Origin of the sequence: Dermacoccus sp. Ellin185 (assembly GCF_000152185.1) — a bacterium.
GTDB lineage: Bacteria > Actinomycetota > Actinomycetes > Actinomycetales > Dermatophilaceae > Dermacoccus > Dermacoccus nishinomiyaensis.
This window is the reverse complement of sequence record NZ_AEIQ01000047.1, coordinates 1-23111: the sequence shown is the minus strand read 5'-3', so window position 1 is coordinate 23111 and position 23111 is coordinate 1. Positions and strand designations below refer to the sequence as shown.

Genomic DNA, 23111 nt, shown 5'->3' with positions numbered 1-23111 from the left:
CGCCGCCCCCGCCGAGGCCGCTGACGCCGCCCCCGCCGAGGCCGCTGACGCCGCCCCCGCCGAGGCCGCGGAGAAGCCGGCCAAGAAGGCCGCCGCCAAGAAGACGGCTGCGAAGAAGACGGCGACGAAGACCGCCGCCAAGAAGACCGCTGCGAAGAAGGCGGCCAAGAAGGCTGTCGACGGCGAGTGAGTCGTCACTGACGTCTGAGACGAGGGGCCGCGCGAGCAATCGGGCGGCCCTTCGTCGCGTCCGGGCTCAGGCGAACGTCGCGCCTTGCGCTGACGGCGAACAAGCCCCGAGACGGGGACGAAACGCCCGGGCCCGCGCGTTAGGGTCAGTGAAGAGTTCAAGCGTGATGTCACCCGCTCGGGGTGGCAGATTCGGAACGGAGTGATCCCTTGACGAATGCCCAGTCCTCGGACGTGGTCATGGCAGGCCCGCAGATGGCCGCCGGCCTCGACGACCAGATCTACAACCGGCTCCTCAAGGAGCGCATCATCTTCCTCGGTTCGGATGTTCGCGACGACAATGCGAACGCCATCTGCGCGCAGCTGCTGCTGCTCGCCGCAGAGGACCCGGAGAAGGACATCTGGCTCTACATCAACTCGCCCGGTGGTTCGGTGACGGCCGGCATGGCCATCTTCGACACGATGCAGTGGGTGCCGAACGACGTGTGCACCGTCGCGATGGGTCTGGCCGCGTCGATGGGTCAGTTCCTGCTGTCCGCCGGTGCCAAGGGCAAGCGCTACGCGACGCCGCACGCGCGCATCATGATGCACCAGCCGCTCGGCGGCATCCAGGGCACGGCCTCCGACGTGAAGACGCAGGCCGAGCAGCTGCTGCACATCAAGAAGCAGATGGCCGAGCTCATCGCCGAGCACACGGGCCAGCCGGTCGAGAAGATCTCGGCCGACTCCGACCGCGACCGCTGGTTCACCGCGGCCGAGGCCAAGGAGTACGGCTTCGTCGACCACGTCTTCGAGCGTTCGCAGGACGCCACCAAGGACGCGACCGGGGACGCTGCGGCATTCTCCGAGTCGTCCGACCACTGATCTCGCCCACGAAGGAGACCTTCATGAACACCCACAGCTCCATGGGCCACCCGATGGGCGGCGTCACCGCGCCGATGCCGACGAGCCGCTACATCCTGCCCCAGTTCGAAGAGCGCACCTCGTACGGCACGAAGCGCCTCGACCCGTACACGAAGCTGTTCGAGGATCGCATCATCTTCCTCGGCGTCCAGGTCGACGACGCGTCTGCCGACGACATCATCGCGCAGCTCATCGTGCTCGAGTCGCAGGATCCGGACCGCGACATCGTCATGTACATCAACAGCCCCGGTGGTTCGTTCACCGCGCTGACGGCGATCTACGACACGATGCAGTACATCCGCCCGGACGTGCACACGTTCGTCCTGGGACAGGCTGCCTCGGCCGCCGCCGTCCTGCTCGGCGCCGGCGCGCCCGGCAAGCGGTACGCGCTGCCGAACGCGCGCGTGCTCATCCACCAGCCGGCGATGGAGGGCTCGGGCGGCCAGGCCTCCGACGTCGAGATCCAGGCCAACGAGATCATGCGCATGCGTGAGTGGCTCGAGGAGACCCTCGCGAAGCACTCCGGCCGCTCGATCGAGCAGGTGCGTGCCGACATCGACCGCGACAAGATCCTCACCGCCGAGATGGCCAAGGAGTACGGCCTCATCGACGAGGTGCTGACGAGCCGCAAGGCGTCGCTGGAGAGCTGACGGCTCCGGGCCCACCGGGCTTGACCCGCCACGACGCATGTGCCCGCTCCTTCCGTGTGGAAGGGCGGGCACATTCGTCATGTCGGCATCACCCACGGCGGGGGAGCGGCCCGGGTGTCACAGCCGCTCGCCGGTCTCCGTGTCGAAGACGTGGACGTGGTCGGTCATGGGCTTCACCGCAAACCGGTCACCCTGCGTCGGGCGCACGCGCTTGTCGACGCGCGTGCCGATGCGGGGGCCGTCAGGCTCGCCCGCGGGGCGACCGTAGACGAACGCCTCCGAGCCGAGCGTCTCGACGAGTTCGACCTCGAGCTCGAGCGCACCCGCCTCACCGGGCTGCGCGACGACGAACGCCTCGGGGCGCACCCCGATCGTCACGCGATCCGACGTCGCCTTGATGTCGCGCGACAGCGGCACCCGCATGCCGTGGAACGTCGCGTCACCGCCGGTGAGCGCGGCGTCCATGAGGCTGATCGACGGCGAACCGATGAAGCCCGCGACGAACGTGTTGCGCGGCCGTTCGTACAGCTCCTCCGGGGTGTCGCACTGCTGCAAGATGCCGTCCTTGAGCACCGCGACACGGTGACCCATCGTCATCGCCTCGACCTGGTCGTGCGTGACGTAGACGGTCGTGACGCCGAGGCGTCGCTGCAGCGCCGCGATCTGCGCACGCGTCGAGACGCGCAGCTTGGCGTCGAGGTTCGACAGCGGCTCGTCCATGCAGAACACCTTGGGCTGGCGCACGATCGCGCGACCCATGGCGACACGCTGACGCTGGCCACCCGACATCGCGCCCGGCTTGCGCTCGAGCAGGGTCTCGAGCTCGAGGATCTTCGCCGCCTCCTCGACGCGGGCGTTGATGTCCGCCTTCGAGGTGCCTGCGTTCTCGAGCGCGAACGCCATGTTCTGACGTGCCGTCATGGTCGGGTAGAGCGCGTAGCTTTGAAAGACCATCGCGACGTCGCGATCACGGGGACGCACGCCGGCCTGGTCGTGGCCGTCGATGAGGATGCGGCCCTCGTCGACCGGTTCGAGGCCGGCGAGCATGCGGAGCGTCGTCGACTTGCCGCAGCCCGACGGGCCGACGAGGACGAGGAACTCCCCGTCGGCGATGTCGAGCGTGACCTTGTTGACGGAGGGACGGGGCGCACCCTTGTGCAGGCGGGTGGCCTCGTCGAAGGTGACGGATGCCATGAATTACTTCTTCAGCTTGGGCTTGATCTGGGAGTCGTACTTCGCCTGCAGCGCCTTGTCGAGCGCCTCGAGCGTCGACTTGACGTCCGAGCCGGCGATGATCTTGTCGAGCGAGGTACCGATGTCGATGCCACCGCCGGGCAGGAACACGCGGACGTTGTCCTGGGGGCGGGCCTTCGGCAGCTGCTTGACGGCGACGGCGTATTCGGGGTTCTTCTCGAGGTACGCCTTCTCCTTCGCGTCGTCCATGGCGGAGGTGCGCACCGGCAGGTACCCGGTCGCCTGGGAGAAGGTGATCGTGTTGTCCTTGTTCGTCATGAACTCGATGAACTTCACGGCGTTCTTCTGACGCTCGGCGGAGATGCCCTTCGGCACCGCGAGGCCGGCGCCACCCGTCGGCACGGTCTTGATGCCGCCCGGCGCGGGCAGGAAGCCGATGCCGACCTTGAAGCTTGCGTCCTTGATGACGCCGGCGAGGCCACCGGTCGACTCGATGGCGCAGGCGCCGATGCCCGAGGCGAAGTCGGCCTGGCTGTCCTTCGACGTCTGCATCCAGCCCTTCTTGGCCCACCCCTGGATCTTCGTGGCGGCCTTGACGGTGCCCTCGGACGCCATGGTGGGCGTCCAGTCCTTCGAGTAGCCGCCGCCGTAGCTCCACGCGATGGACTGGAACGTCCAGTCGAGGTAGTCGGAGCCGTCGTCCAGGACGATGGCCTTCTTGCCCGAGCCCATGGCCGACTGCAGCTTGGGCGCCCACTGCTCGAACTCGTCCCACGAGGTCGGCGCACGGTCCGGCAGACCGGCCTTCTTCCAGGCGTCCTTGTTGTAGTAGAAGATGACCGTCGAGCGCGAGTACGGCAGGGCGTAGTGCTTGTCCTCGTACTTGTAGTCGTCGTACAGGCCCTTGACGTAGTCGTCCGTCGAGAGCTTGTTCTCGGACGTCAGGGCCGACATGTCGGCCAGACGGTCGTTGAGGGCGAAGTTGAACCACGTCGTGTCGGAGACGATGACGACGTCGGGCAGGCTGCCGCCGGACAGGGCCGCGTTGAACTTCTGCGCGACGTCGGGGTAGCTCTTGCCGGCGCCGACGAGCTTGACCTTGAGGTTCGGGTTGGCCTTCTCGAACTCGGCGATGAGCTTCTGCTCGGTCGCCTTCGACTTGCCGGGGTGGTTGCTCCAGAACTCGATCGTGTTCGAGTCGCCGCCACCGTTGTTACCACCGCTGGAGGAGCCGCCGGAGCCGGCGCAGGCGCTGAGGCCTGCGGTGACGACGGCACCAGCCGTCAGGCCGAAGAGGTTGCGGCGCGAGAGTGTGGACATGAGTTTCTTCCTTCGTCTGGGTGAAGCGTGGGGGAGAGGGTCAGCCCTTGACGGCGCCGGCCGTGAGGCCCTTGATCATGTGGCGCTGCAGGACGAGGAACAGGGCGAGAACGGGGAGCATGGCGAGCATCGTGGCGGCCATGACAGGGCCCCAGTCCGTGATGCCCTCGTTGTTCTGCAACTGGGTGAGGCCGACCGGCAGGGTGCCGGTGCGCTGGTCGTCGGACATGAGGAACGGCCACAGGTACTCGTTCCACTCGTTGACGACGGTGATGATGGAGAACGCGATGAGGGTCGGCCACGACATCGGCATGACGACCTTGCGCAGCAGCTTCATCGGCCCGGCCCCGTCCATGCGCGCGGCCTCGATGATCTCGCTGGGGATCGACAGGAACTGGTTGCGCATGAGGAACGTGCCGAACGCGACGCCCGCCAACGGCAGGATGATGCCCTGGTAGGTGTTGCGCCAGCCGAGCTGGCTGACGAGGGCGTAGTTCGAGATCACGGTGATCTGGTTCGGCACCATGAGCGCCGCGATGACGACGATGAACACGAGGTTGCGCCCGGGGAAGCGGATGAGGCTCAGGGCGTAGGCGCTCATGACACCGAGGACGATCTTGGCGAGCGACAGGATGACGGTGACGATGACCGAGTTGCGGAAGAAGTCCCAGAAGGGGATCGACTGCGTCGCGGTCTTGTAACCCTCACCCGTGACCGAGTGCGGGAACCAGACGGCGGGCGTCGTGTAGATGTCGCTGCGGTGCTTGATCGACGTCATGAAGATCCAGTACAGCGGGATCGCGACGATCGCGAACGCGATCATCATCGCGGCGTAACCGGCGATCGTCATCGGCAACCCGCCGTGGTCGAGGACCTCGTTGCTGTGCGCCTCCTCGCGGGGGCGTCGTCGGAACGGGGAGGAACCCGACCGCTTCGGCGTGGCCGCAGCGGCGTTCTCCTGCGGGGCTGCGGTGCTCATGCCTTCTGCTCCTTGTCCATGACCCGCACCTGCACGACCGTCACGACGAGCAGGATGAGGAACATGATGGTCGCGATCGTGGCGCCGTAGCCGGCGCGCTGGTTGACGAACGTCTCCTGGTACACCTGGTAGACGAGCGTCGACGTGCCGTAGCCCTGGGGGCCACCGCGCGTCATGATCTGGATGATGTCGAAGACCTGGACCGAGTTGAGCAGCACCGTGATCGACAGGAAGAACGTCGTCGGGCGCAGCTGCGGTAGCAGCACCTTGGTGAAGCGACGCCATGACGACGCGCCGTCGATCTCCGCGGCCTCGTCGAGGTCGGTGCGGCGACCCTGCAGCGCGGCGAGGTAGATGACGAACGTGTAGCCGATGTTCTTCCACACATACGTGAGCGTCACCATGACGAGGGCCCAGTTCGGATCCTGGTAGAAGTCCGGGACGCTGAGCCCGACGCGGTGCGCGAGGTCGGAGAGCAGACCGAAGTGCGGGTCGAAGACGAACTGGAACGCGAGGCCGACAGCGGTGCCGGACAGGACGAACGGCGCGAAGATCGCCGAGCGCACGAGGTTGCGACCGCGCAGCTGACGATCGAGCAGCAGCGCGAGCCCGAGACCGATCATCATCGACAACCCGACCGTCGCGACGGTGAAGATGGCGGTGTTGCGCAGCACCTGGTGCGCGTTGGCGTCGTGCAGCCACGTCGAGTAGTTCTGCAGACCGATGTAGTTGAGCGTCGGCGCCGACAGCGTCCAGTCGGTGAACGACAACCGGATGTTGTCGATCAGTGGTCGGTAGGTGAACACGGCCAACAGCGCGAGGTTGGGCAGCAGCAGCGCTGCCGCCGTCAACCATTCACCGACGGGCCGGCCGCGGCGTGGCGGCGGGGGGCCGAGGGGCGCGGGCGGGTGCGCCTGCGGCGAGAGCGTGGGGAGGTCTTCGAGCACGCGCAAAGGTTGTCCTGGCAAGGTGTCCTGGAAATGAACAACAGGTGTTGGTCGTGTGTCCATTTGAGAGTGATTCGCGACGCGAGGCGTGCGGGGACTCCGCGTCCGTTGCGCCCAGCGCGAACAGCCTTGGCCGGCGCCCGCCACGCGGGATTCAATGAGGGGCAGCGAGGGCCCCGTCGACTACCGTCGTCGGGTACGCACACCCGTCTCGCGGCGGGTCGCTCGACGAAGGGATGACGGATGGCACGCGTGGGAGAGAGCGGCGACCTGCTCAAGTGCTCGTTCTGTGGCAAGAGCCAGAAGTCGGTCAAGAAGCTCATCGCCGGCCCGGGCGTCTACATCTGCGACGAGTGCATCGACCTGTGCAACGAAATCATCGAGGAAGAGCTGACCGACTCGGTCGACATCGGCCTCGAGAAGCTGCCGAAGCCGCGCGAGATCTTCGACTTCCTGCGTGAGTACGTCATCGGACAGGACGCGGCGAAGCGCTCGCTCGCCGTCGCCGTCTACAACCACTACAAGCGCGTCCAGGCCGCCGAGGCGTCGGGGTCGAAGGATCCGGTCGAGATCGCGAAGTCGAACATCCTGCTCATCGGCCCCACGGGCTGCGGCAAGACCTACCTCGCGCAGACGATGGCGCGCATGCTCAACGTCCCGTTCGCCATCGCCGACGCGACGGCGCTGACGGAGGCCGGCTACGTCGGTGAGGACGTCGAGAACATCCTGCTCAAGCTGCTCCAGGCGAGTGATTTCGACATCAAGCGCGCCGAGACCGGCATCATCTACATCGACGAGATCGACAAGGTGGCGCGCAAGAGCGAGAACCCGTCGATCACGCGTGACGTCTCCGGTGAGGGCGTGCAGCAGGCGCTGCTCAAGATCCTCGAGGGGACGGCCGCGTCGGTGCCGCCGCAGGGCGGGCGCAAGCACCCGCATCAGGAGTTCATCCAGATCGACACGACGAACGTGCTGTTCATCGTCGGTGGCGCGTTCGCGGGCCTGGAGAAGATCATCGAGGACCGCAAGGGCAAGAAGGGGCTCGGCTTCGGCTCGCAGCTGCACCTGCCCGCCGGTGGGGATGCGTCGATGACCGACGTGCAGCCCGAAGACCTCATGAAGTTCGGTCTCATCCCCGAGTTCATCGGCCGCCTGCCCGTCATCACGACCGTCGAGCCGCTCGATCGCGAGGGCATGGTGAGCATCCTCACCGAGCCGAAGAACGCACTCGTCAAGCAGTACAAGCGCATGTTCGAGATCGACGGTGTGCAGCTCGAGTTCACACCAGACGCCCTCGACGCCGTCGCCGAGCAGGCGATGAGTCGCGGCACCGGCGCGCGCGGGTTGCGCGCCATCCTCGAAGAGGTCCTGCTGCCCGTCATGTTCGACGTGCCGAGCGAGGACGACATCGACAAGGTCGTCATCACGCGCGAGGTCGTGCTCGACCGCATCACCCCGACGATCGTGCGACGTCGCGCTGCCTGACGCGCGCGTCCTGACGTACTGAGAGCCGCGATCCTGCCTGGCAGGGTCGCGGCTCTCAGTCGTTCGTCAGTTCTTGACCTTCGGCGGGGGAGCGAGCAGCTCGGTGTCGCGCACGAGCAGGACGCCGTTCTCCGTCTCCTCCTCGACGCTCGTCATGGCGCTGATGCGACCGGCTGCGCGCAGGTCGGCTTCACCCTTGGTTGCGGCGGCGAGGGCCGCCGCCGGGCCGGCGAGCGTCATCGCCGTCACCTCGGCGCGCATGCCGAGCTTGGCCTCTGACTTCGCGCGGCGCACACCGGCGAGAGCCTGAGACACGGCGGTGAGGACGAGCGGGTCACCGTCGGGCAGGGACGCGAGCTCGTCGCGCGTCGGCCAGGTGGCGCGGTGCACCGACTCGGCGTGCTGCCACGACCACACCTCTTCGGTGGCGTACGGCAGGAACGGCGCGAACAGGCGCAGCAGGACGTCGAGCGCGATGCGGACGGCGGCACGCGCCGACGCCGACTCGGCCTCGTCGAATTCACCGTCACGGTTGTTGGCGCGCTCCTTGACGAGCTCGATGTAGTCGTCGCAGAACGCCCAGAAGAACGTCTCCGTCAACTCGAGCGAACGCGTGTAGTCCCACGTCTGGAAGCTCTTCGTCGCGTTCTCGACGACGTCGCGCAGGGCCGTCAGCAGCGAGACGTCGAGAGGCTGCGTGACGTGCGGCAGCAGCGCCTCGACCGTCGGTGCAGCGTCGGCATCGGGCGTCACCGGAGGCGTCATGAGCGCGAACTTGGAGGCGTTGAGCACCTTCATCGCGAGGCGACGGCCGACCTTCATCTGGCCCGTGTCATAGGCGGCGTCCGTCCCGAGGCGGCCCGAGGCGGCCCAGTAGCGCACGGCATCGGCGCCGAACTCCCTGACGACGTCCTCCGGTGTCTGCGCATTGCCCTTCGACTTCGACATCTTCTTGCGGTCGGGGTCGAGGATCCAGCCGGAGATGGCGGTGTTCTTCCACGGCACGGTGCCGTTCTCGTGATGGGCGCGCACGACCGTCGCGAACAGCCAGGTGCGGATGATGTCGTGGCCCTGGGGGCGCATGTCCATCGGGAAGATCTTGTCGAACAGCTCGGGGTCGCTCTTGTGCGCCTTGCCGTCGGCGATCGGCCAGCCCGTCGCGATCTGCGGGGAGAGCGACGACGTCGCCCACGTGTCCATGACGTCGGGGTCGGCGATGAACCCGCCGGCCCGGCCGCGCTGGCTCTCGTCGTAGCCCCTAGGCGCCTGGCCCTGCGGGTCGATCGGCAGCTCGGACTCGTCGGGCACGATCGGGTTGTCGTAGTCGGCCTCGCCGTTCGCGTCCAGCGGGTACCAGATCGGGAACGGGACGCCGAAGAAACGCTGACGGCTGATGAGCCAGTCGCCGTTGAGGCCCTCGATCCAGTTCGTGTAGCGGCTCTGCATGAACGTGGGGTGCCAGTCGATCTCGTTGCCACGAGCGACGAGCGCCGACTGCAGATCCTTGTCACGGCCACCGTTGCGGATGTACCACTGGCGGCTCGTCACGATCTCGAGGGGCTTGTCGCCCTTCTCGAAGAAGTTGGCCTTGCGCTGCGTCTTCTTCGGCTCGCCGTCGAGGTCACCGGAGGCGATGAGCGCCTTGACGACGTTCTCGCGTGCGGTGAACGTCGTCTTCGTCGCGAGCTCGTCGGCGAACAGCTGCTCACCCGGGCCGCCCGCGATCCACTCGGGCAGCTCGCCCGTGATGCGGCCGTTGCGCGTGATGATCGAGCGCGTCGGCAGCTGCAGCTCGCGCCACCACTGGACGTCGGTGAGGTCACCGAAGGTGCAGCACATGGCGATGCCGGCGCCCTTGTCCATCTCGGCGCTCGGGTGCGCGAGGACGGGGATCTCGACGTCGAACAGCGGGCTCTTCACCTTCGTGCCGAACAGCGGCTGGTAGCGCTCGTCGTCGGGGTGGGCGATGAGGGCGACGCAGGCGGGCAGCAGTTCGGGGCGCGTCGTCTCGATGTAGACGTTCTCGCCGTCGCTCGTGTGGAAGGCGACGCGGTGGTAGGCGCCCGGGTAGTCGCGTGCCTCGAGCTCGGCCTGGGCGACGGCCGTCTGGAACGTGACGTCCCACAGGCCCGGGGCCTCCTGCTGGTAGGCCTCGCCGCGCTTCAGGTTGCGCAGGAACGCCTGCTGCGCGACGGCGCGTGAGCGCTCGTCGATCGTGCGGTACTGCACGTTCCAGTCGACGCTGATACCGAGGCGGCGGAAGAGTGCCTCGAAGGTCTCCTCGTCCTTGACGGTGAGCACGTCGCACAGCTCGATGAAGTTCTTGCGCCCGATCGGCTGCTGGTCGGCGGCCTTGACGCTCTTGCCCTCGGCGCCCTCGAGTGGCGGGGTGTAGTTCTCGATGTAGGGCTTCGTCGCGTCGCCGCGCACGCCGTAGTAGTTCTGGACGCGACGCTCCGTCGGCAGGCCGTTGTCGTCCCAACCGATCGGGTAGAAGACCTCGCGTCCCTGCATGCGCTGGTAGCGCGCCATGCAGTCGGTGTGGGTGTAGCTGAACACGTGCCCGACGTGCAGGCTGCCCGATGCGGTCGGCGGGGGAGTGTCGATGCCGAAGACCTGCTCGCGCGGCAGCTGTAGGGCGCGCTCACGGTCGAACGTGTACGTGCCGCGTTCCTTCCATACCTGGCCCCAGACGTCCTCGAGGCCGTCGACGGTGGGCTTGTCGGGCATCGTGCGGGCGCCGGGGGGCGTCCGCTGGGCTGGGGTGGTGTCGGAAGTCATGGGGTCATTTTTCCATGCCTGACGTCCTGGTGCGACCGGCGGCGACGAGGCGGGCTCGGTGCGACAACGCCGGGGCGGGGGCCTAGGCTATGAGCAGATGGTCGGCGACGCGCCCACATGCCGGGCGCGTAGGAGAATCAGGGCGAGACGTCGCTCGGACGAGGGAGCACACGAACATGAACGCCACGCCGCGCGGCGCCGCCGCGATCGAGCCCTTCGTCGCGCGTTTCGCGCCGAGCGACGTCACCCCCGTGGGGCCCGCGTTCGTCGAGTACGCGGCCGACCGGCTGCCGCAGTCGCTGCTCGCGCTGTACCGCGATCACGGCATCGGCTGGTACGGCAAGCAGGAGCTGCAGCTCGTCGACCCCGCCGTGTGGACGCCCGTGCTGCAGGAGTGGTTCGGTGTCGGCGTCGCGAGCATCCCGTTCGCCGTCACGAGCTTCGGGCACGTGTATCACCTCGACGAGGACGGCCGCGTGCAGTGCCTCGACCCGCACTTCCTGACCAACCTCGTCGTTGCAGAGTCGGCCGACGAGTTCTTCGCCGAGCACCTCGTCGGGCCGTCGTCGCACCTCGCGGACCTGCGCGGACCGCACCAGGGTGCGCGCACCAAGCTGGGGCTGCTCGGTGAGGGCGAGCTCTACTCGTTCACGCCGATGCTGCCGCTCGGCGGCACCGTCAGCCCCGACGCACTGACGAAGGGTGACGGCGTCCAGCACGCCCTCCTGACGCACCGCATGGTGCGCGAGCAGCGTCAGCGCTGATCCGCCAGCCTGTGGTCATGCGCTGACCTGCGGGAGCCCCGAACACCCACCTCGGTGAGGATCGACAAAGCACGCCCCACTTCAATGGAAGTGGGGCGTGTTTTGTCATACCGGGCGAATGGCGCGCCAGCGCTGAGCGAGTGACGTGCAGGTGCTCGGGCACGACGTCGACAAGCCCCGCAACCTCGCCAAGTCGGTGACGGTGGAATGACGCGCTGAGAATGGGGTCGTGCGTCGGCCCGCCGGTAGGGCATCATCAGGGCCATGACCGCCCTCGACCGAGCCCGCGGCGACATTGCGCAAGGCCGCCTCTGGATGGCTCGTCAGCGCTTGACGAGTTATCTCGTGGAGTCGCCCGACGACGAGGTCATCGCGCTGCTCGCGCAGGTGCACCTCGAGATGGGGGATCTGCCCGCGGCGGGCGCGCTGCTCTTCGTCCTGGGGCGCGACGACGAAGTGGCGCGAGAAGCAATTGCCGCGTGGCGGACCTTCCGCGGAGGGCCTGCGGCGCAGTGGCGCAGCATCCCCAGACGGGTTCGCATGGTGTCCACGGCGCCGCAGGTTGCGCAGTTGCGTGTCGAGGCGGGCGAGCCGCGGCGATGGCACGGGGATCGGGCCCCGCAGGAGGGCTACACAGCCGGCTGGCGTGAACGCGCCGGAGACATCGGGTGCGGATTGACGATCGTGCTGGTCACTTCGTGGAGCCTCTTCCTCATGCTGTGGGGCGCGTGGAGTTTCTCTCAGTGGGTGCTGCACTGACCAGGGACACGCGTGCCCATGGTGTCGCTCAGGTGATTCATCGCGGGCCGGGGCGGACGGAGATCATGTCGACGTTCGCGTCCGGCGTCGCCGTGAGGGCGAGGCGGGCGGCGCTCGCGACCGACTCGGGCCGCAGGTAGTTCGCCTCGTCGTACTCGCGGCCCTCGAAGGAATTGAGCTCGACCTGCATGTCGGTCGCCACCCGCCCCGGGTGCACGGACGAGACGCGGATCCCCCTCGGGCGCAGCTCCTCTCGCATCGCGTCCGTGAGGGCGCGGGCTGCGAACTTCGACGCCGAGTAGACGCCGCCGGGGCCACCCGCCGTCAGCCCCGAACCGGAGTTGATGACGACGACGGTGCCGCGAGCCGCCTCCAGGGCGGGCAGGAGCAGCCGCGTCAGATCGGCGACGGCGACGACGTTGATCTCGAACGTGCGGCGCCAGTCGTCACGACGCAGATCCGTCAGCGCGCCGCTGCCGAGCACACCGGCGGAGTGGACGACGCCGTCGAGACGCGTCAATCCGAGAGCTTCGACGGCGCGAGTCGTCGAGGCCTCGTCCGCCAGATCCGCGACGAACGGCCGGGCGTTCTCGTATCGCGCACACGCCTCGGCCACGGCGTCGGCGGACGTGCCGCCGATGATGAGGTCGTGATCGGCGGCCAGGGCGTCACAGATGGCGCGGCCGATGCCGCGCGTACCGCCGGTGACGAGGACGGTGGGGCGAGACGTCATGATGTTCTCCTCAAAAGGGTGGGCCCGTCGACAGGCATGGTCGGCAGGGCGGCGGGGCTGGACTCACGGTAACGAAGACCTGGCGGCGGGCCCGGCTCCGTCTGCTCGGTGGGCCCGTTGCTGCGCTTCCCGGCCCCACAGATCCTGCCCGCAGCGGCCGGTTTCTCAGCTGCCCGAGAATCGTGCATCTGCACGAGGAATGTGCGTCATGAAAGTCGTGCAGATGCACATTACTCATGCAGTCGGCCCGGGCTGGTCGACTCACCACTGGTGCCGCTGGTCCGGGCTCGTCGAGTCGCTCCGGGGCCGGTGGCAACAGGCCGGGGGCACCGGCTTGCCCGTGCGATCGAACACTCCGCCACGGCGGGTAGCATGGTGGCAACGACGTTCGAGCCGTCATCAGCGGCGAGTCCCCGGAAGAACAGGTTGCGCACACCGCGAGCGCACCCCAGTAGAACCGGGCGGGAGTGGCCCGTCACAGCCGGCATGAAGCGGTCATGTCGCTCCTCGTGCGCCCGCCACCGGGCGAGAGCGCGGGTTCGAGATGGCAAGCAAGGTGGTACCGCGGCCACCCGGCACACGCCGGCGACGTCGTCCTTGCTCGACGATCTGACGCGCAAAGGATGCCACCATGACCTACCCCAAGGTCGACCTCACGCGAGAGCACGCGGCAGCGACCCCCGATGACGCAGCGGGAGCGGCCGCCACGACCCCCGGCACCGGCGAGGCGTTCGGCATCCCCAAGGGCGTGCCGAGCAGCCCGAACTTCCCGTCCATCGAGAAGGCCGTCCTCGACTACTGGCGGCGCGACGACACGTTCCAGGCCTCGATCGAGCAGCGCGACGCCGGCGAGAACGGCGACAACGAGTTCGTCTTCTACGACGGCCCGCCCTTCGCGAACGGCCTGCCGCACTACGGCCACCTGCTGACGGGTTACGTCAAGGACCTCGTCCCGCGGTACATGACGATGCGCGGAAAGCGCGTCGACCGCGTCTTCGGCTGGGACACGCACGGCCTGCCCGCCGAGCTCGAGGCGATGCGCCAGCTCGGCCTCAAGACCAAGGACGACATCCTCGACATGGGGATCGAGAAGTTCAACGACGCCGCGAAGAAGAGCGTCATGAAATACGCCTCCGACTGGGAGGACTACGTCACCCGCATGGGCCGCTGGGTGGACTTCGAGCGCGGCTACCGCACGTACAACTCGGGCTACATGGAGTCGGTCATCTGGGCGTTCAAGTCGCTCTACGACAAGGGCCTCATCTACGAGGGCCTGCGCGTGCTGCCGTACTGCTGGAACGACGAGACGCCGCTGTCCAACCACGAGCTGCGCATGGACGAGGACGTCTACAAGAACCGTCAGGACCCGGCGGTGACGGTCGGTTTCACGCTCGAGACGGGGGAGAAGGCCCTCATCTGGACGACGACGCCGTGGACGCTTCCGAGCAACCTCGCCGTCTCCGTCGGCCCGGACATCGACTACGTCGTCGTCGAGGCCTCCGGCCCGACCGGCAGCGACGAGAAGTACGTCATCGCCGAGGCGCGCCTCGCGGCCTACCGCAAGGACCTGTTCGGCGAGAAGCTCGACGCCGACGCGCTTGCCGCGAAGGTCGTGCGTCGCATGAAGGGCTCCGAGCTCGTCGGCCTCACCTACACCGCGCCGTTCACGTACTTCCTCGACGACGAGCGCGTCGTGGGCAAGGCGTGGCGCATCCTGTCGGCCGACTACGTCACGACCGACGACGGTACGGGCCTCGTCCACATGGCTCCCGCGTTCGGTGAGGAGGACAAGGCCGCGACCGACGCGGCCGGCATCCCCGCCGTCGTGCCCGTCGGCCCCGACGGCCGGTTCACCTACCCGGTGAGCGACTACGAGGGCATGCAGGTGTTCGACGCGAACCCGCACGTCATCGACCACCTCAAAGCGGCGACCAAGGGCGACATTGCGAACGCCGGGCACGCCAGCGACGGCACCGTCCTCGTGCGCCGCGAGAGCTACGACCACTCCTACCCGCACTGCTGGCGCTGCCGTCAGCCGCTCATCTACATGGCGGTGAGCTCCTGGTTCGTCGAGGTGACGGCGATCAAGGAGCGCATGCTCGCGCTCAACGAGGAGATCGACTGGGTGCCGGGCAACGTCAAGCACGGCCAGTTCGGCAAATGGCTCGAGAACGCGCGCGACTGGTCGATCACCCGAAACCGCTTCTGGGGCAGCCCCGTTCCCGTGTGGAAGTCGGACAACCCGGAGTTCCCGCGCCTCGACGTCTACGGCTCGTTCGAGGAGATCGAACGTGACTTCGGCGCCTTGCCCCGCAATGCTGACGGCGAGGTCGACCTGCACCGTCCGTTCGTCGACGAGCTGACGCGCCCGAACCCCGACGACCCGTCGGGGAAGGCGACGATGCGTCGGGTCGACGACGTCCTCGACGTCTGGTTCGACTCGGGCTCGATGAGCTACGCGCAGGTGCACTACCCGATGGAGAACGAATCGTGGTTCGAGAACCACTTCCCGGCCGACTTCATCGTCGAGTACATCGGTCAGACGCGCGGCTGGTTCTACACGCTGCACATCCTCGCGACGGCGCTGTTCGACAAGCCCGCGTTCTCCTCCGTCATCTGCCACGGCATCGTGCTCGGCAGCGACGGGCAGAAGATGAGCAAGTCGCTGCGCAACTACCCGGACGTGTCCGAGGTGTTCGACCGTGACGGCGCCGACGCGATGCGCTGGTTCCTCATGTCGAGCCCGATCCTGCGCGGCGGCAACCTGTCCGTCACCGAGCAGGGCATCCGTGACGGCGTGCGTCAGGTCATGATGCCGCTGTGGAACGCGTACTCGTTCTTCGCGCTCTACGCGAACGCCGCAAACGGTGGTGAGGGTTACGACGCGCAGTGGTCGACGGCGTCGAACGACGTGCTAGACCGTTACCTGCTCGCCAAGCTGCACGACTTCGTCGCGCAGGTGCAGACGCAGATGGACGCGTACGACATCGCGGGGGCGTGCGACAGCGTCCGCAGCTTCCTCGACGTGCTGACGAACTGGTACATCCGCCGCAGCCGCGAGCGGTTCTGGGGCACCGGATCGTCCGCGAGCACGGGCACCGAGCACGAGGCGTCGAGCAACGAGGCGTTCGACACGCTCTACACCGCGCTCGAGGTCGTGACGCGCGCCGCGGCGCCGCTGCTGCCGTTCGAGACCGAGCAGATCTGGCGCGGCCTGACGGGCGGACGCTCGGTGCACCTCACCGACTTCCCCGTCGCCGACGACCTGCCCGCGGACGCCGACCTCGTCACGGCGATGGACCGCGCCCGTGAGGTGTGCTCCGCAACGCTCGCCATCCGAAAGGCCGAGAAGCTGCGCGTGCGCCTGCCGCTGGAGTCGGTGACGTTCGTCGGTGAGAACCCGCACCCGTTGGAGCAGTTCGCCGATCTGATCTCCGACGAGGTCAACGTCAAGAACGTCGTGCTCGCCGACTCGGCGAACGTCGACGCGGATGCGCTCGGCGTCAGCCGGCGCCTCACCGTCAACGCTCGCGCGGCCGGCCCTCGGCTCGGCAAGAACGTGCAGCAGGCCATCAAGGGCAGCAAGTCCGGCGACTGGTCGCTGGGCGCCGACGGCGTCGTCACCGCCGGTGGGCTCGCGCTCGAGGAGGGCGAGTACACGCTCGACATGGTCGTCGACACCGAGAAGGCCGGCGCCGACACAGCCGCCGGGATGCTGCCCGGTGGTGGCTTCGTCGTCCTCAACACGCAGGTGACGCCGGAGCTCGCCGCCGAGGGCCTCGCGCGCGACGTCGTGCGCGCCGTCCAGCAGGCCCGGCGCGACGCCGGTCTCGACATCTCCGACCGTATCTCGCTCACCATCACCGGTGACGACGAGGTGTGGGCGGCGACCGTCGCGCACCAGGACCTCATCATGCGTGAGACGCTCGCGGTGCAGTTCGGCTCGGCGGGCACGCAGCACCAGCTGCCCGACGGCGTCGGCACGAGCGCCGAGGTCGGCGACAAGCAGCAGGTGCGTATCGTCGTGAAGAAGGTGGAGAACAAATGAGCGACCAGCGTCCGCGCGACGAGAACGACTACGACGGCGACGGATTCGACGGCGCCGACGTCAACGAACACCTCGTCGAGGGTGAGAGCCCGCGCGACGGGTACGCGACGTTCGGCATCCAGGGCGAATCGTTCGGACACGCGAACGAGGAGATGGATCTCGACGAGTACGTCGCCGAGCACGTCATCGGTGACGGCTCGGCCGGCCCGGGCGGTGAGACGGGCGACGCCGCCGACCCCACGGAGCGCGCCCTGACGACGGGCATCGTCGGCGACAACCTCGTGAGCAAGAAGGCCCAGCGCAGCGGCGACCCCCGGGCCGCCGCTCGCGAGGCCGAGGAAGCTGCAGCGCTGCGGCTGCGGGCGCGCGAGATCGAGGACGAGATCCTCGCGCGCACCCCGGAGAACAACCCCGAACCGTCCCTCGAACGTGTGCGTCGCGCGATGGAACTGCTCGGCGACCCGCAGACGAGCTTCCCGATGATCCACCTCACGGGCACGAACGGCAAGACGTCGACGACCCGCATCGTCGAGCGGCTCGTGCGCGAACGCGGTTTGAAGACAGGGCGATTCACCTCACCGCACCTGCACGACTTCCGTGAGCGCATCAGCCTCGACGGCGAACCCGTCGACGTCGAACGGCTCGTGCGTGTGTGGGACGACATCGAACCGTTCATCGCGATGGTCGACCACGAGAGCACGAGCAACGGCGGCGTGCGGATGACGTACTTCGAGGTCGTCGTCGTCCTCGCCTACGCCGTGTTCGCGGACGCGCCCGTCGACGTCGCAATCGTCGAGGTCGGCCTCGGCGGCGCGTGGGACGCGACGAACGTCGCCGACGGCGTCGTCAGCGTCGTCACGCCCGTGGCGCTCGATCACCAGCGGCTGCTCGGTGACACGGTCGAGGACATCGCGCACGAGAAGAAGGGCATCATCAAGCCCGGCGCGTTCGCCGTCGTCGCCGCGCAGGTGCCGGAGGTCGACGAGATCCTGCGCGAACAGTGCCTCGAGGTCGACGCGACGATGCTGCGCGAGGGCGACGCGTACGCCGTCACCGCGCGCGAGGCGGCCGTCGGCGGGCAGATGATCTCCGTCAAGGGCCTCGCCGGTGAGTACGACGACCTCTTCCTGCCCCTGTTCGGCGCGCACCAGGCACACAACGCCGCGACGGCGATCGCCGCCGTCGAGGCGTTCCTCGGGGGAGGAGAGACTAAGATCGACGACGGCGTGCTGCGCGCCGCGCTCGACGCCGTCACCTCGCCCGGGCGACTCGAGGTGGTGCGGCGCTCGCCGACAGTCCTCGTCGACGCCGCGCACAACCCGGCCGGCGCGCAGGCACTGCGTGAGGCGCTCGCGGATTCCTTCCAGTTCAACCGCCTCGTCGGGCTCGTCGCCGTGCTCGCCGACAAGGACGCCGAAGAGCTGCTGCTCGCGCTCGAACCGACGCTCGACCACGTCGTCGTCACGCGCAACACGTCGCCGCGCTCGATGGATCCGCGCGAACTCGGCCAGCTCGCCGCCGAACTGTACGGCGACGATCGCGTCACCGTCGTCGACAGCCTGCCGGACGCCCTCGACCGCGCGGCGGCCCTCGCCGACGACGAAGGCGTCGGAAGTGGCGTCCTCGCGACGGGCTCCGTCGTCACGGCCGCGGACGTGCGCATGCTGCTGGGGGTGACGTCGTCATGATCGCCGAATGGATCCGTCGCCTCCGCTTCACCGGCGTCGGCGAGAAAAAGACGCGACAGCTTGCGGGCGCCGTCATCGGCTGCCAGGCGTTCGTCCTGTTCTTCTTCGCGCTCGTCGCGTGGGGCCTCGACCACTCCCGGCACCCCGACGGTGGCGGCAACGCGACGACGTTGCTCTGGGTCGGCATTGCGCTGGCTGTGCTCTGCCTGTATTCCAGCGCGTCGATGCGCAAACCGCTCGGCATTCCGTTGGGATGGGTGCTGCAGGCAGCGACGCTGCTCACCGCGTTCATCGTCCCGTCCATGCTCGTCGTCGGCCTCATCTTCCTCTCGCTGTGGATCACCGCGCTCGTACAGGGCGACAAGATGGACGAGCTCACTCGTAACTTCATGAGGGAGTATTCATGAACTGGCTCGAGGCCGTCGTCCTCGGCATCGTGCAAGGGCTCACCGAGTTCCTGCCGATCTCGTCGTCGGCGCACCAACTGCTCGTCGGTCGCGTGTTCTTCGACAACGACGGCGGCGGCGCCGCGTTCACCGCCATCAACCAGCTCGGCACGGAGACGGCCGTCCTCGTGTACTTCTGGAAGGACATCGTCCGCATCATCAAGGCGTGGTTCGGCTCGCTGCGCGGCCACGTCGCGAAGGACGACCCCGACGCGCGGATGGGCTGGCTCGTCATCATCGGCACCCTGCCGATCGGCATCCTCGGCATCCTGTTCAAGAGCGCGATCGAGGGCACGCTGCGCAACCTGTGGATCACCGCGACGATGCTGCTCGTCTTCGCGCTCGTCATCATGCTGGCCGATGTCGTCTCCGACAAGCGCGTCGAGGAAGGCCATCACGAGAAGGGCCTGGACGAGCTGACGTGGGCCGACGGCGTCAAGTACGGCTTCTTCCAGGCACTCGCCCTCATCCCCGGCGTCTCGCGCTCGGGCGGCACCGTCGCCGGTGGTCTGTTCATGGGCTACTCCCGACCCGCCGCGGCTCGCTACTCGTTCCTGCTCGCCATCCCGGCGGTGCTGTCGTCCGGCCTGCTCGAACTCATGGACGTCATCAGCAAGGGCAAGGATCACGACTCCGGCAGTTGGGGCATGATCGCCATCGCGACACTGCTCGCGTTCGGTGTCGGCTACGCCGTCATCTCCTGGTTCATGCGATACATCTCGACGCACAACTTCCGCCCGTTCGTCATCTACCGCATCGCGCTCGCACTCGTCGTCTTCGGGCTGCTCGCGACCGGCACGATCGACGCCGCCGTCAACTGAGCGATCCACGCGCCCGCCGCGACGAACGGCATTCATGATCTGCCCCCGACCTTCGATAGGTTGGGGGCAGATCCGCACTCTCTGCCTGGAGGACACCATGACCGCACAGCTCGAACGCTCCCTCGTCATCATCAAGCCCGACGGCTACCGCCGCGGCCTCACCGGCGAGGTGCTGCGCCGCATCGAAGCGAAGGGCTACACGATCGCCAAGCTGCAGGTGACGGAGGCGACGCGCGACCAGCTCGCTGCACACTACGCCGAACACGAAGGCAAGCCCTTCTACGAACCGCTCGTCGAATTCATGAGCTCCGGCCCCATCGTCGTCGCGGTCATCGAAGGCAACGACTGCATCAAGGGCTTCCGCTCCCTCGCCGGCGCCACCAACCCCACCGACGCGGCCCCCGGATCCATCCGCGGCGACCTCGGCCGCGACTGGGGCCTCAAGGTGCAGCAGAACATCGTCCACGGTTCCGACTCCACCGAATCCGCCGAACGCGAGATCGCGATCTGGTTCTGACCTTCCCTCGCTGTGTTTTCCGGTGAGCGACACAGCTTCGGGCGGGATGACGGACGCCGCCTCGACCGCTCACCTCGCACGCTCGGTGTCCGGCCGGGGCGGCGTCCGTCATCCCGGGCCCGCGTTCGCGTGGATCGAGGGTCGATTCCGGTGAGGCGCTGATCGGATGCGCATGCCACCGAGCGAGGATCGGTGTGCGGTGAGGCCTTGACTGCACATCGGGCTCACCCGGACGGCAGTGGGCAGGGGGTGGGGCTCAGCGCGCTGCCGCGCACGTGACGCAGCGGGTGGCTGTCGGGCGAGCCTCGAGACGAGCGTCCGGAATCGTCGCGCCGCAGCGTTCGCACACACCGAACGTTCCCGTGTCGACGCGTGCGAGCGCAGCGTCGATCGCAGCGAGTCGGCCACGTCCCTCGTCAGCCAGCGACGAGACCTGCGCCCGGGCGACGGCGACCGTCGAACCCTCCGGGTCGTGCTCGTCGTCGATGTTCGCATCGCGCGCCGACTCGACGATGTCGGCCCAACTCTCATCCAACCCCCGCAGGCGAGCCACCGTCTCCCGACGTTTCTCGACCAGCAGCGCGCGAGCAGCGTCCGGGGTCATGCCCCCATCGTACGGTCACCGTCGGCCAACCCGCCACGGCACCGGGACGAGCGACAGTGGGCCGAGCTGCACCGCAGTGCGTCGCGTCGGGACGGGGACGCCTCAAGACGACCGCCGCGTCACGCGCCCCGTCGAAGCGCCACGCAGGCACGCCGGGCGTCACCGCTGCGGCGTGCGCTGCCGCAGCGCCGCGAACACGTCGGCCTTCTCGCGGGGAAACTCCTGGCCCACCGAACGTCGCGGGCCGGGGGCGCAGGTGCCAACGTGCACTCACCCGCTTCGCGCCGGAGACAACCGACGTTGACGAGCTCGCGGCGCAGATACGCATGGTCCTCGTGGACCTCAGCCAGCATCCGCGACACCTCGGCCTCCGGGTACGCTCGACGCGGTTCGAAACGCGTGACGAGACGAGGAGCACGGCCATGCGCTTCGTTCGCTTCGTGGGGATGGTGCGCAGGCGGCTGTCGTCGAAGAACTGACGAGCCGACTTCCCCAGAGCCGTCGGGATGATGGGGTCCTGGGCGAGAGGGCTTGGCGCGCCGTTCGGGATGGGGGACGCCGCCCGGTCGGTCGGAGGCTGTTCGATCGCAGGCTGCGTCCGCGTCAGTTCGGTGCGTGCCTGCAGGTAGGTCGCGTCAGACGCGGCCATCCGGGCGCGCACGAACTTCTTGAAATGGGCATCTCGGGTCATGTCAATCGCTTTCGCGCGTCGAGAACGCCCCAGCCGCACGACGCGTCAGGCGCATGCTGCGGGAGATGATCCGCCTGAGAATCCGCTTCCCTTCGCTCCGACGCATCCGGGCTGAGGCCGGGCGTGAGCTGGGCGCAGGTGGCCCCATGGTCATCGTGCCGTGCCGGCGCGGCGCCCGGCCAGCGAATTTGCGTCCGCCCCTTGCTCGGCGAACGGCGGCACCCAGACAACTTTGAAATACTCACCCGGTGCTCGGACGACTGAAGACCCCCTCGCGTGATCTCGCGATCGACCTCGGGACGGCGCACACGCTCGTCTACGAGAGCGGGCAGGGCATCGTCGTCGACGAACCCAGCGTCGTCGCCCTCGACGCGGCGACCGGCGACCTGCTCGCCGCCGGCCACGACGCCAAGGAGATGCTCGGACGAGCCCCCGGGCGCGTCTCCGTCGTCCGCCCCCTCGTCGGCGGCGTCATCAGCGACGCCGACGCCGCCGAGCGCATGCTGCGCTACTTCATCGCCCGCTCGCGACCCTCCCGCCTCATCCGCCCACGCGTCGTCGTCTGCGTCCCCTCGGAGGTGACCGGCGTCGAACGCCGCGCCCTCGAGGACGCCGCGATGCGCGCCGGCGCGCGCCACGTCGACGTCATCGAAGAAGCCGTCGCCGCCGCAGTCGGCGCCGGGCTCAACGTGCGGGCCACGCAGGCGTCGATGGTCGTCGACATCGGCGGCGGCACGAGCGACGTCGCCGTCACGAGCCTCGGCGGGGTCGTGCGCTCGCGCTCCGTCCGCCTCGGCGGCCACGAACTCGACGACGCGATCGCAGCCCACCTGAAGAACGAATACGCGCTGCTGCTCGGCGAACGCACCGCCGAACGCATCAAGCTCGACGTCGGCAGCGCCTTCCCGCTCACCGAGGAACTGACGTGCGAGGTGCGCGGACGCGACCTCATCGGTGGGCTGCCGCGCAGCGTCACCGTGACGAGCGTCGAGATCCGGCGCGCGCTGGAACCGACCCTGCTCGCGATCTGCGACACCGTCCGCGCCACCCTCGACGCATGCCCGCCGGAGCTGGCCGGCGACATCCTCGACACCGGCATTGTCCTGACCGGCGGGGGAGCGCAGCTGCGCGGGCTCGACGTGCGCCTGCACCACGAACTCGCCGTTCCCGTCCGCGTCGCCGCCGACCCGGCGAACGCCGTCGTCCTCGGCGCCGGTGCGTGCGTCGAGAACTACGACCTCATGCGTGGGCTGCTCATGCCCGTGACGCGGTGAAGAACCCGCGCCGGGCGCGAACAAGGTCGACGTCGTCACCGACGGCGAGATCCGGGCGCGGGGGGCGATCGGTTCGGCGGTCGTCGGGTGAATTCGGTGCTGCCCCGCCGCGACGCGACCCGCACCGCCGCGGCCGACTCGTCGCGGTGGCCGTGCTCGCCGTCCTGCTGCTCGCGCTCACCGCCGCACCCGCGCTGCGCGCACGGGGTCAGCACTTGACCTCGGGTGCGCTCGGTGCGATCGCCGGCTGGGTGACCCCCCGCGACGACGCGTTGCGCGAGGCGAAGGAAGCGCGCATCCGCGCCGAGGCGCGGGCCG

General features: G+C 68.3%; 19 protein-coding genes and 1 pseudogene. 12 read left to right on the top strand and 8 right to left on the bottom strand.

Annotation, left to right across the window (positions count from 1 at the left end):
- From HMPREF0321_RS04200 to HMPREF0321_RS04190, 3 genes are all read left to right on the top strand, one after another.
- Window positions 1–190, top strand: a 190-nt coding sequence (locus tag HMPREF0321_RS04200) for a hypothetical protein (RefSeq protein ID WP_006944411.1), incomplete at its 5' end; no start/stop codon positions are given.
- Window positions 191–429: 239 nt separating this feature from the next.
- Window positions 430–1053 carry an ATP-dependent Clp protease proteolytic subunit gene (locus HMPREF0321_RS04195; RefSeq protein WP_038567538.1) on the top strand — a complete coding sequence of 208 codons (624 nt, stop codon included), beginning with the start codon at window positions 430–432 and terminating at the stop codon, window positions 1051–1053.
- Window positions 1054–1076: 23 nt separating this feature from the next.
- Window positions 1077–1742, top strand: a complete 666-nt coding sequence (locus HMPREF0321_RS04190; RefSeq protein ID WP_006944395.1) for an ATP-dependent Clp protease proteolytic subunit — start codon at window positions 1077–1079, stop codon at window positions 1740–1742.
- Window positions 1743–1859: 117 nt separating this feature from the next.
- Here HMPREF0321_RS04190 and HMPREF0321_RS04185 read toward each other — a convergent pair whose 3' ends face one another.
- Genes HMPREF0321_RS04185 through HMPREF0321_RS04170 form a run of 4 tightly spaced genes read right to left on the bottom strand, consistent with a single transcriptional unit; the run spans window position 1860 to window position 6182 of the window.
- Window positions 1860–2936 (bottom strand): ABC transporter ATP-binding protein, encoded by a 1077-nt coding sequence (locus HMPREF0321_RS04185; protein WP_006944408.1) that lies wholly within the window; start codon window positions 2934–2936, stop codon window positions 1860–1862.
- Window positions 2937–2939: 3 nt separating this feature from the next.
- A complete protein-coding gene (locus HMPREF0321_RS04180) occupies window positions 2940–4256 on the bottom strand; it encodes an ABC transporter substrate-binding protein (protein WP_006944398.1) in 1317 nt (438 codons plus the stop codon).
- 40 nt (window positions 4257–4296) lie between these two features.
- Entirely contained in the window at window positions 4297–5235 is a 939-nt protein-coding gene (locus tag HMPREF0321_RS04175; protein ID WP_006944415.1) for a carbohydrate ABC transporter permease, read from the bottom strand.
- Window positions 5232–6182, bottom strand: a complete 951-nt coding sequence (locus HMPREF0321_RS04170) for a carbohydrate ABC transporter permease (protein ID WP_006944404.1) — start codon at window positions 6180–6182, stop codon at window positions 5232–5234. The genes HMPREF0321_RS04175 and HMPREF0321_RS04170 overlap by 4 nt, the downstream gene beginning before the upstream one ends.
- 243 nt (window positions 6183–6425) lie before the next feature.
- Between HMPREF0321_RS04170 and clpX the strand changes: the two genes are divergently transcribed.
- Entirely contained in the window at window positions 6426–7667 is a 1242-nt protein-coding gene (gene clpX, locus HMPREF0321_RS04165; protein WP_006944413.1) for an ATP-dependent Clp protease ATP-binding subunit ClpX, read from the top strand.
- A gap of 66 nt (window positions 7668–7733) precedes the next feature.
- On the opposite strand, the gene valS is transcribed toward clpX, so the two are convergent.
- Window positions 7734–10448, bottom strand: a complete 2715-nt coding sequence (gene valS / locus HMPREF0321_RS04160) for a valine--tRNA ligase (protein WP_006944400.1) — start codon at window positions 10446–10448, stop codon at window positions 7734–7736.
- 176 nt (window positions 10449–10624) lie between these two features.
- Here valS and HMPREF0321_RS04155 point away from each other — a divergent pair, with 176 nt between their 5' ends.
- Window positions 10625–11212, top strand: coding sequence for a GAD-like domain-containing protein (locus HMPREF0321_RS04155; protein WP_006944396.1), 588 nt, complete (start codon window positions 10625–10627; stop codon window positions 11210–11212).
- Window positions 11213–11476: 264 nt separating this feature from the next.
- Window positions 11477–11971, top strand: coding sequence for a DUF6584 family protein (locus tag HMPREF0321_RS04150; protein WP_040014439.1), 495 nt, complete (start codon window positions 11477–11479; stop codon window positions 11969–11971).
- A 37-nt stretch (window positions 11972–12008) separates the two neighbouring features.
- Here the strand turns inward: HMPREF0321_RS04150 and HMPREF0321_RS04145 are convergent, their stop codons facing one another.
- Window positions 12009–12704: an SDR family oxidoreductase gene (locus HMPREF0321_RS04145; protein WP_006944403.1), complete on the bottom strand. Its 696-nt coding sequence runs from the start codon at window positions 12702–12704 to the stop codon at window positions 12009–12011.
- 631 nt (window positions 12705–13335) lie between these two features.
- Between HMPREF0321_RS04145 and ileS the strand changes: the two genes are divergently transcribed.
- The 5 genes from ileS (at window position 13336) to ndk (ending at window position 20224) form a co-directional block, all read left to right on the top strand.
- On the top strand, window positions 13336–16752 hold the full coding sequence (ileS, locus tag HMPREF0321_RS04140) for an isoleucine--tRNA ligase (RefSeq protein WP_006944407.1): 3417 nt from the start codon (window positions 13336–13338) through the stop codon (window positions 16750–16752).
- Window positions 16749–18440 (top strand): folylpolyglutamate synthase/dihydrofolate synthase family protein, encoded by a 1692-nt coding sequence (locus HMPREF0321_RS04135; RefSeq protein ID WP_006944412.1) that lies wholly within the window; start codon window positions 16749–16751, stop codon window positions 18438–18440. Before ileS ends, HMPREF0321_RS04135 begins: the two co-directional genes overlap by 4 nt.
- Window positions 18437–18847, top strand: a complete 411-nt coding sequence (locus HMPREF0321_RS04130; protein WP_006944394.1) for a DUF4233 domain-containing protein — start codon at window positions 18437–18439, stop codon at window positions 18845–18847. The genes HMPREF0321_RS04135 and HMPREF0321_RS04130 overlap by 4 nt, the downstream gene beginning before the upstream one ends.
- A complete protein-coding gene (locus HMPREF0321_RS04125; RefSeq protein WP_006944409.1) occupies window positions 18844–19707 on the top strand; it encodes an undecaprenyl-diphosphate phosphatase in 864 nt (287 codons plus the stop codon). The genes HMPREF0321_RS04130 and HMPREF0321_RS04125 overlap by 4 nt, the downstream gene beginning before the upstream one ends.
- 97 nt (window positions 19708–19804) lie before the next feature.
- Window positions 19805–20224, top strand: coding sequence for a nucleoside-diphosphate kinase (gene ndk / locus HMPREF0321_RS04120; protein WP_006944410.1), 420 nt, complete (start codon window positions 19805–19807; stop codon window positions 20222–20224).
- Window positions 20225–20480: 256 nt separating this feature from the next.
- Here ndk and HMPREF0321_RS04115 read toward each other — a convergent pair whose 3' ends face one another.
- Together HMPREF0321_RS04115 and HMPREF0321_RS17335 are read right to left on the bottom strand one after the other, a co-directional pair.
- Entirely contained in the window at window positions 20481–20828 is a 348-nt protein-coding gene (locus tag HMPREF0321_RS04115; RefSeq protein ID WP_006944406.1) for a TraR/DksA family transcriptional regulator, read from the bottom strand.
- A gap of 119 nt (window positions 20829–20947) precedes the next feature.
- A pseudogene (locus HMPREF0321_RS17335) lies at window positions 20948–21223 on the bottom strand (DUF2087 domain-containing protein); the annotation flags it as partial.
- 544 nt (window positions 21224–21767) lie between these two features.
- Here HMPREF0321_RS17335 and HMPREF0321_RS04110 point away from each other — a divergent pair.
- Window positions 21768–22793 (top strand): rod shape-determining protein, encoded by a 1026-nt coding sequence (locus tag HMPREF0321_RS04110; protein ID WP_006944397.1) that lies wholly within the window; start codon window positions 21768–21770, stop codon window positions 22791–22793.
- Window positions 22794–23111 lie beyond the last annotated feature (318 nt).

Excerpts from the sequence above, each read along its gene's own strand:
- HMPREF0321_RS04195 (WP_038567538.1), top strand. The coding sequence starts at position 430 with ATGGCAGGCCCGCAGATGGCCGCCGGCCTCGACGACCAGATCTACAAC.
- HMPREF0321_RS04190 (WP_006944395.1), top strand. The coding sequence starts at position 1,077 with ATGAACACCCACAGCTCCATGGGCCACCCGATGGGCGGCGTCACCGCG.
- HMPREF0321_RS04185 (WP_006944408.1), bottom strand. The coding sequence starts at position 2,936 with ATGGCATCCGTCACCTTCGACGAGGCCACCCGCCTGCACAAGGGTGCG.
- HMPREF0321_RS04180 (WP_006944398.1), bottom strand. The coding sequence starts at position 4,256 with ATGTCCACACTCTCGCGCCGCAACCTCTTCGGCCTGACGGCTGGTGCC.
- HMPREF0321_RS04175 (WP_006944415.1), bottom strand. The coding sequence starts at position 5,235 with ATGAGCACCGCAGCCCCGCAGGAGAACGCCGCTGCGGCCACGCCGAAG.
- clpX (WP_006944413.1), top strand. The coding sequence starts at position 6,426 with ATGGCACGCGTGGGAGAGAGCGGCGACCTGCTCAAGTGCTCGTTCTGT.
- valS (WP_006944400.1), bottom strand. The coding sequence starts at position 10,448 with ATGACTTCCGACACCACCCCAGCCCAGCGGACGCCCCCCGGCGCCCGC.
- HMPREF0321_RS04155 (WP_006944396.1), top strand. The coding sequence starts at position 10,625 with ATGAACGCCACGCCGCGCGGCGCCGCCGCGATCGAGCCCTTCGTCGCG.
- HMPREF0321_RS04150 (WP_040014439.1), top strand. The coding sequence starts at position 11,477 with ATGACCGCCCTCGACCGAGCCCGCGGCGACATTGCGCAAGGCCGCCTC.
- HMPREF0321_RS04145 (WP_006944403.1), bottom strand. The coding sequence starts at position 12,704 with ATGACGTCTCGCCCCACCGTCCTCGTCACCGGCGGTACGCGCGGCATC.
- ileS (WP_006944407.1), top strand. The coding sequence starts at position 13,336 with ATGACCTACCCCAAGGTCGACCTCACGCGAGAGCACGCGGCAGCGACC.
- HMPREF0321_RS04135 (WP_006944412.1), top strand. The coding sequence starts at position 16,749 with ATGAGCGACCAGCGTCCGCGCGACGAGAACGACTACGACGGCGACGGA.
- HMPREF0321_RS04130 (WP_006944394.1), top strand. The coding sequence starts at position 18,437 with ATGATCGCCGAATGGATCCGTCGCCTCCGCTTCACCGGCGTCGGCGAG.
- HMPREF0321_RS04125 (WP_006944409.1), top strand. The coding sequence starts at position 18,844 with ATGAACTGGCTCGAGGCCGTCGTCCTCGGCATCGTGCAAGGGCTCACC.
- ndk (WP_006944410.1), top strand. The coding sequence starts at position 19,805 with ATGACCGCACAGCTCGAACGCTCCCTCGTCATCATCAAGCCCGACGGC.
- HMPREF0321_RS04115 (WP_006944406.1), bottom strand. The coding sequence starts at position 20,828 with ATGACCCCGGACGCTGCTCGCGCGCTGCTGGTCGAGAAACGTCGGGAG.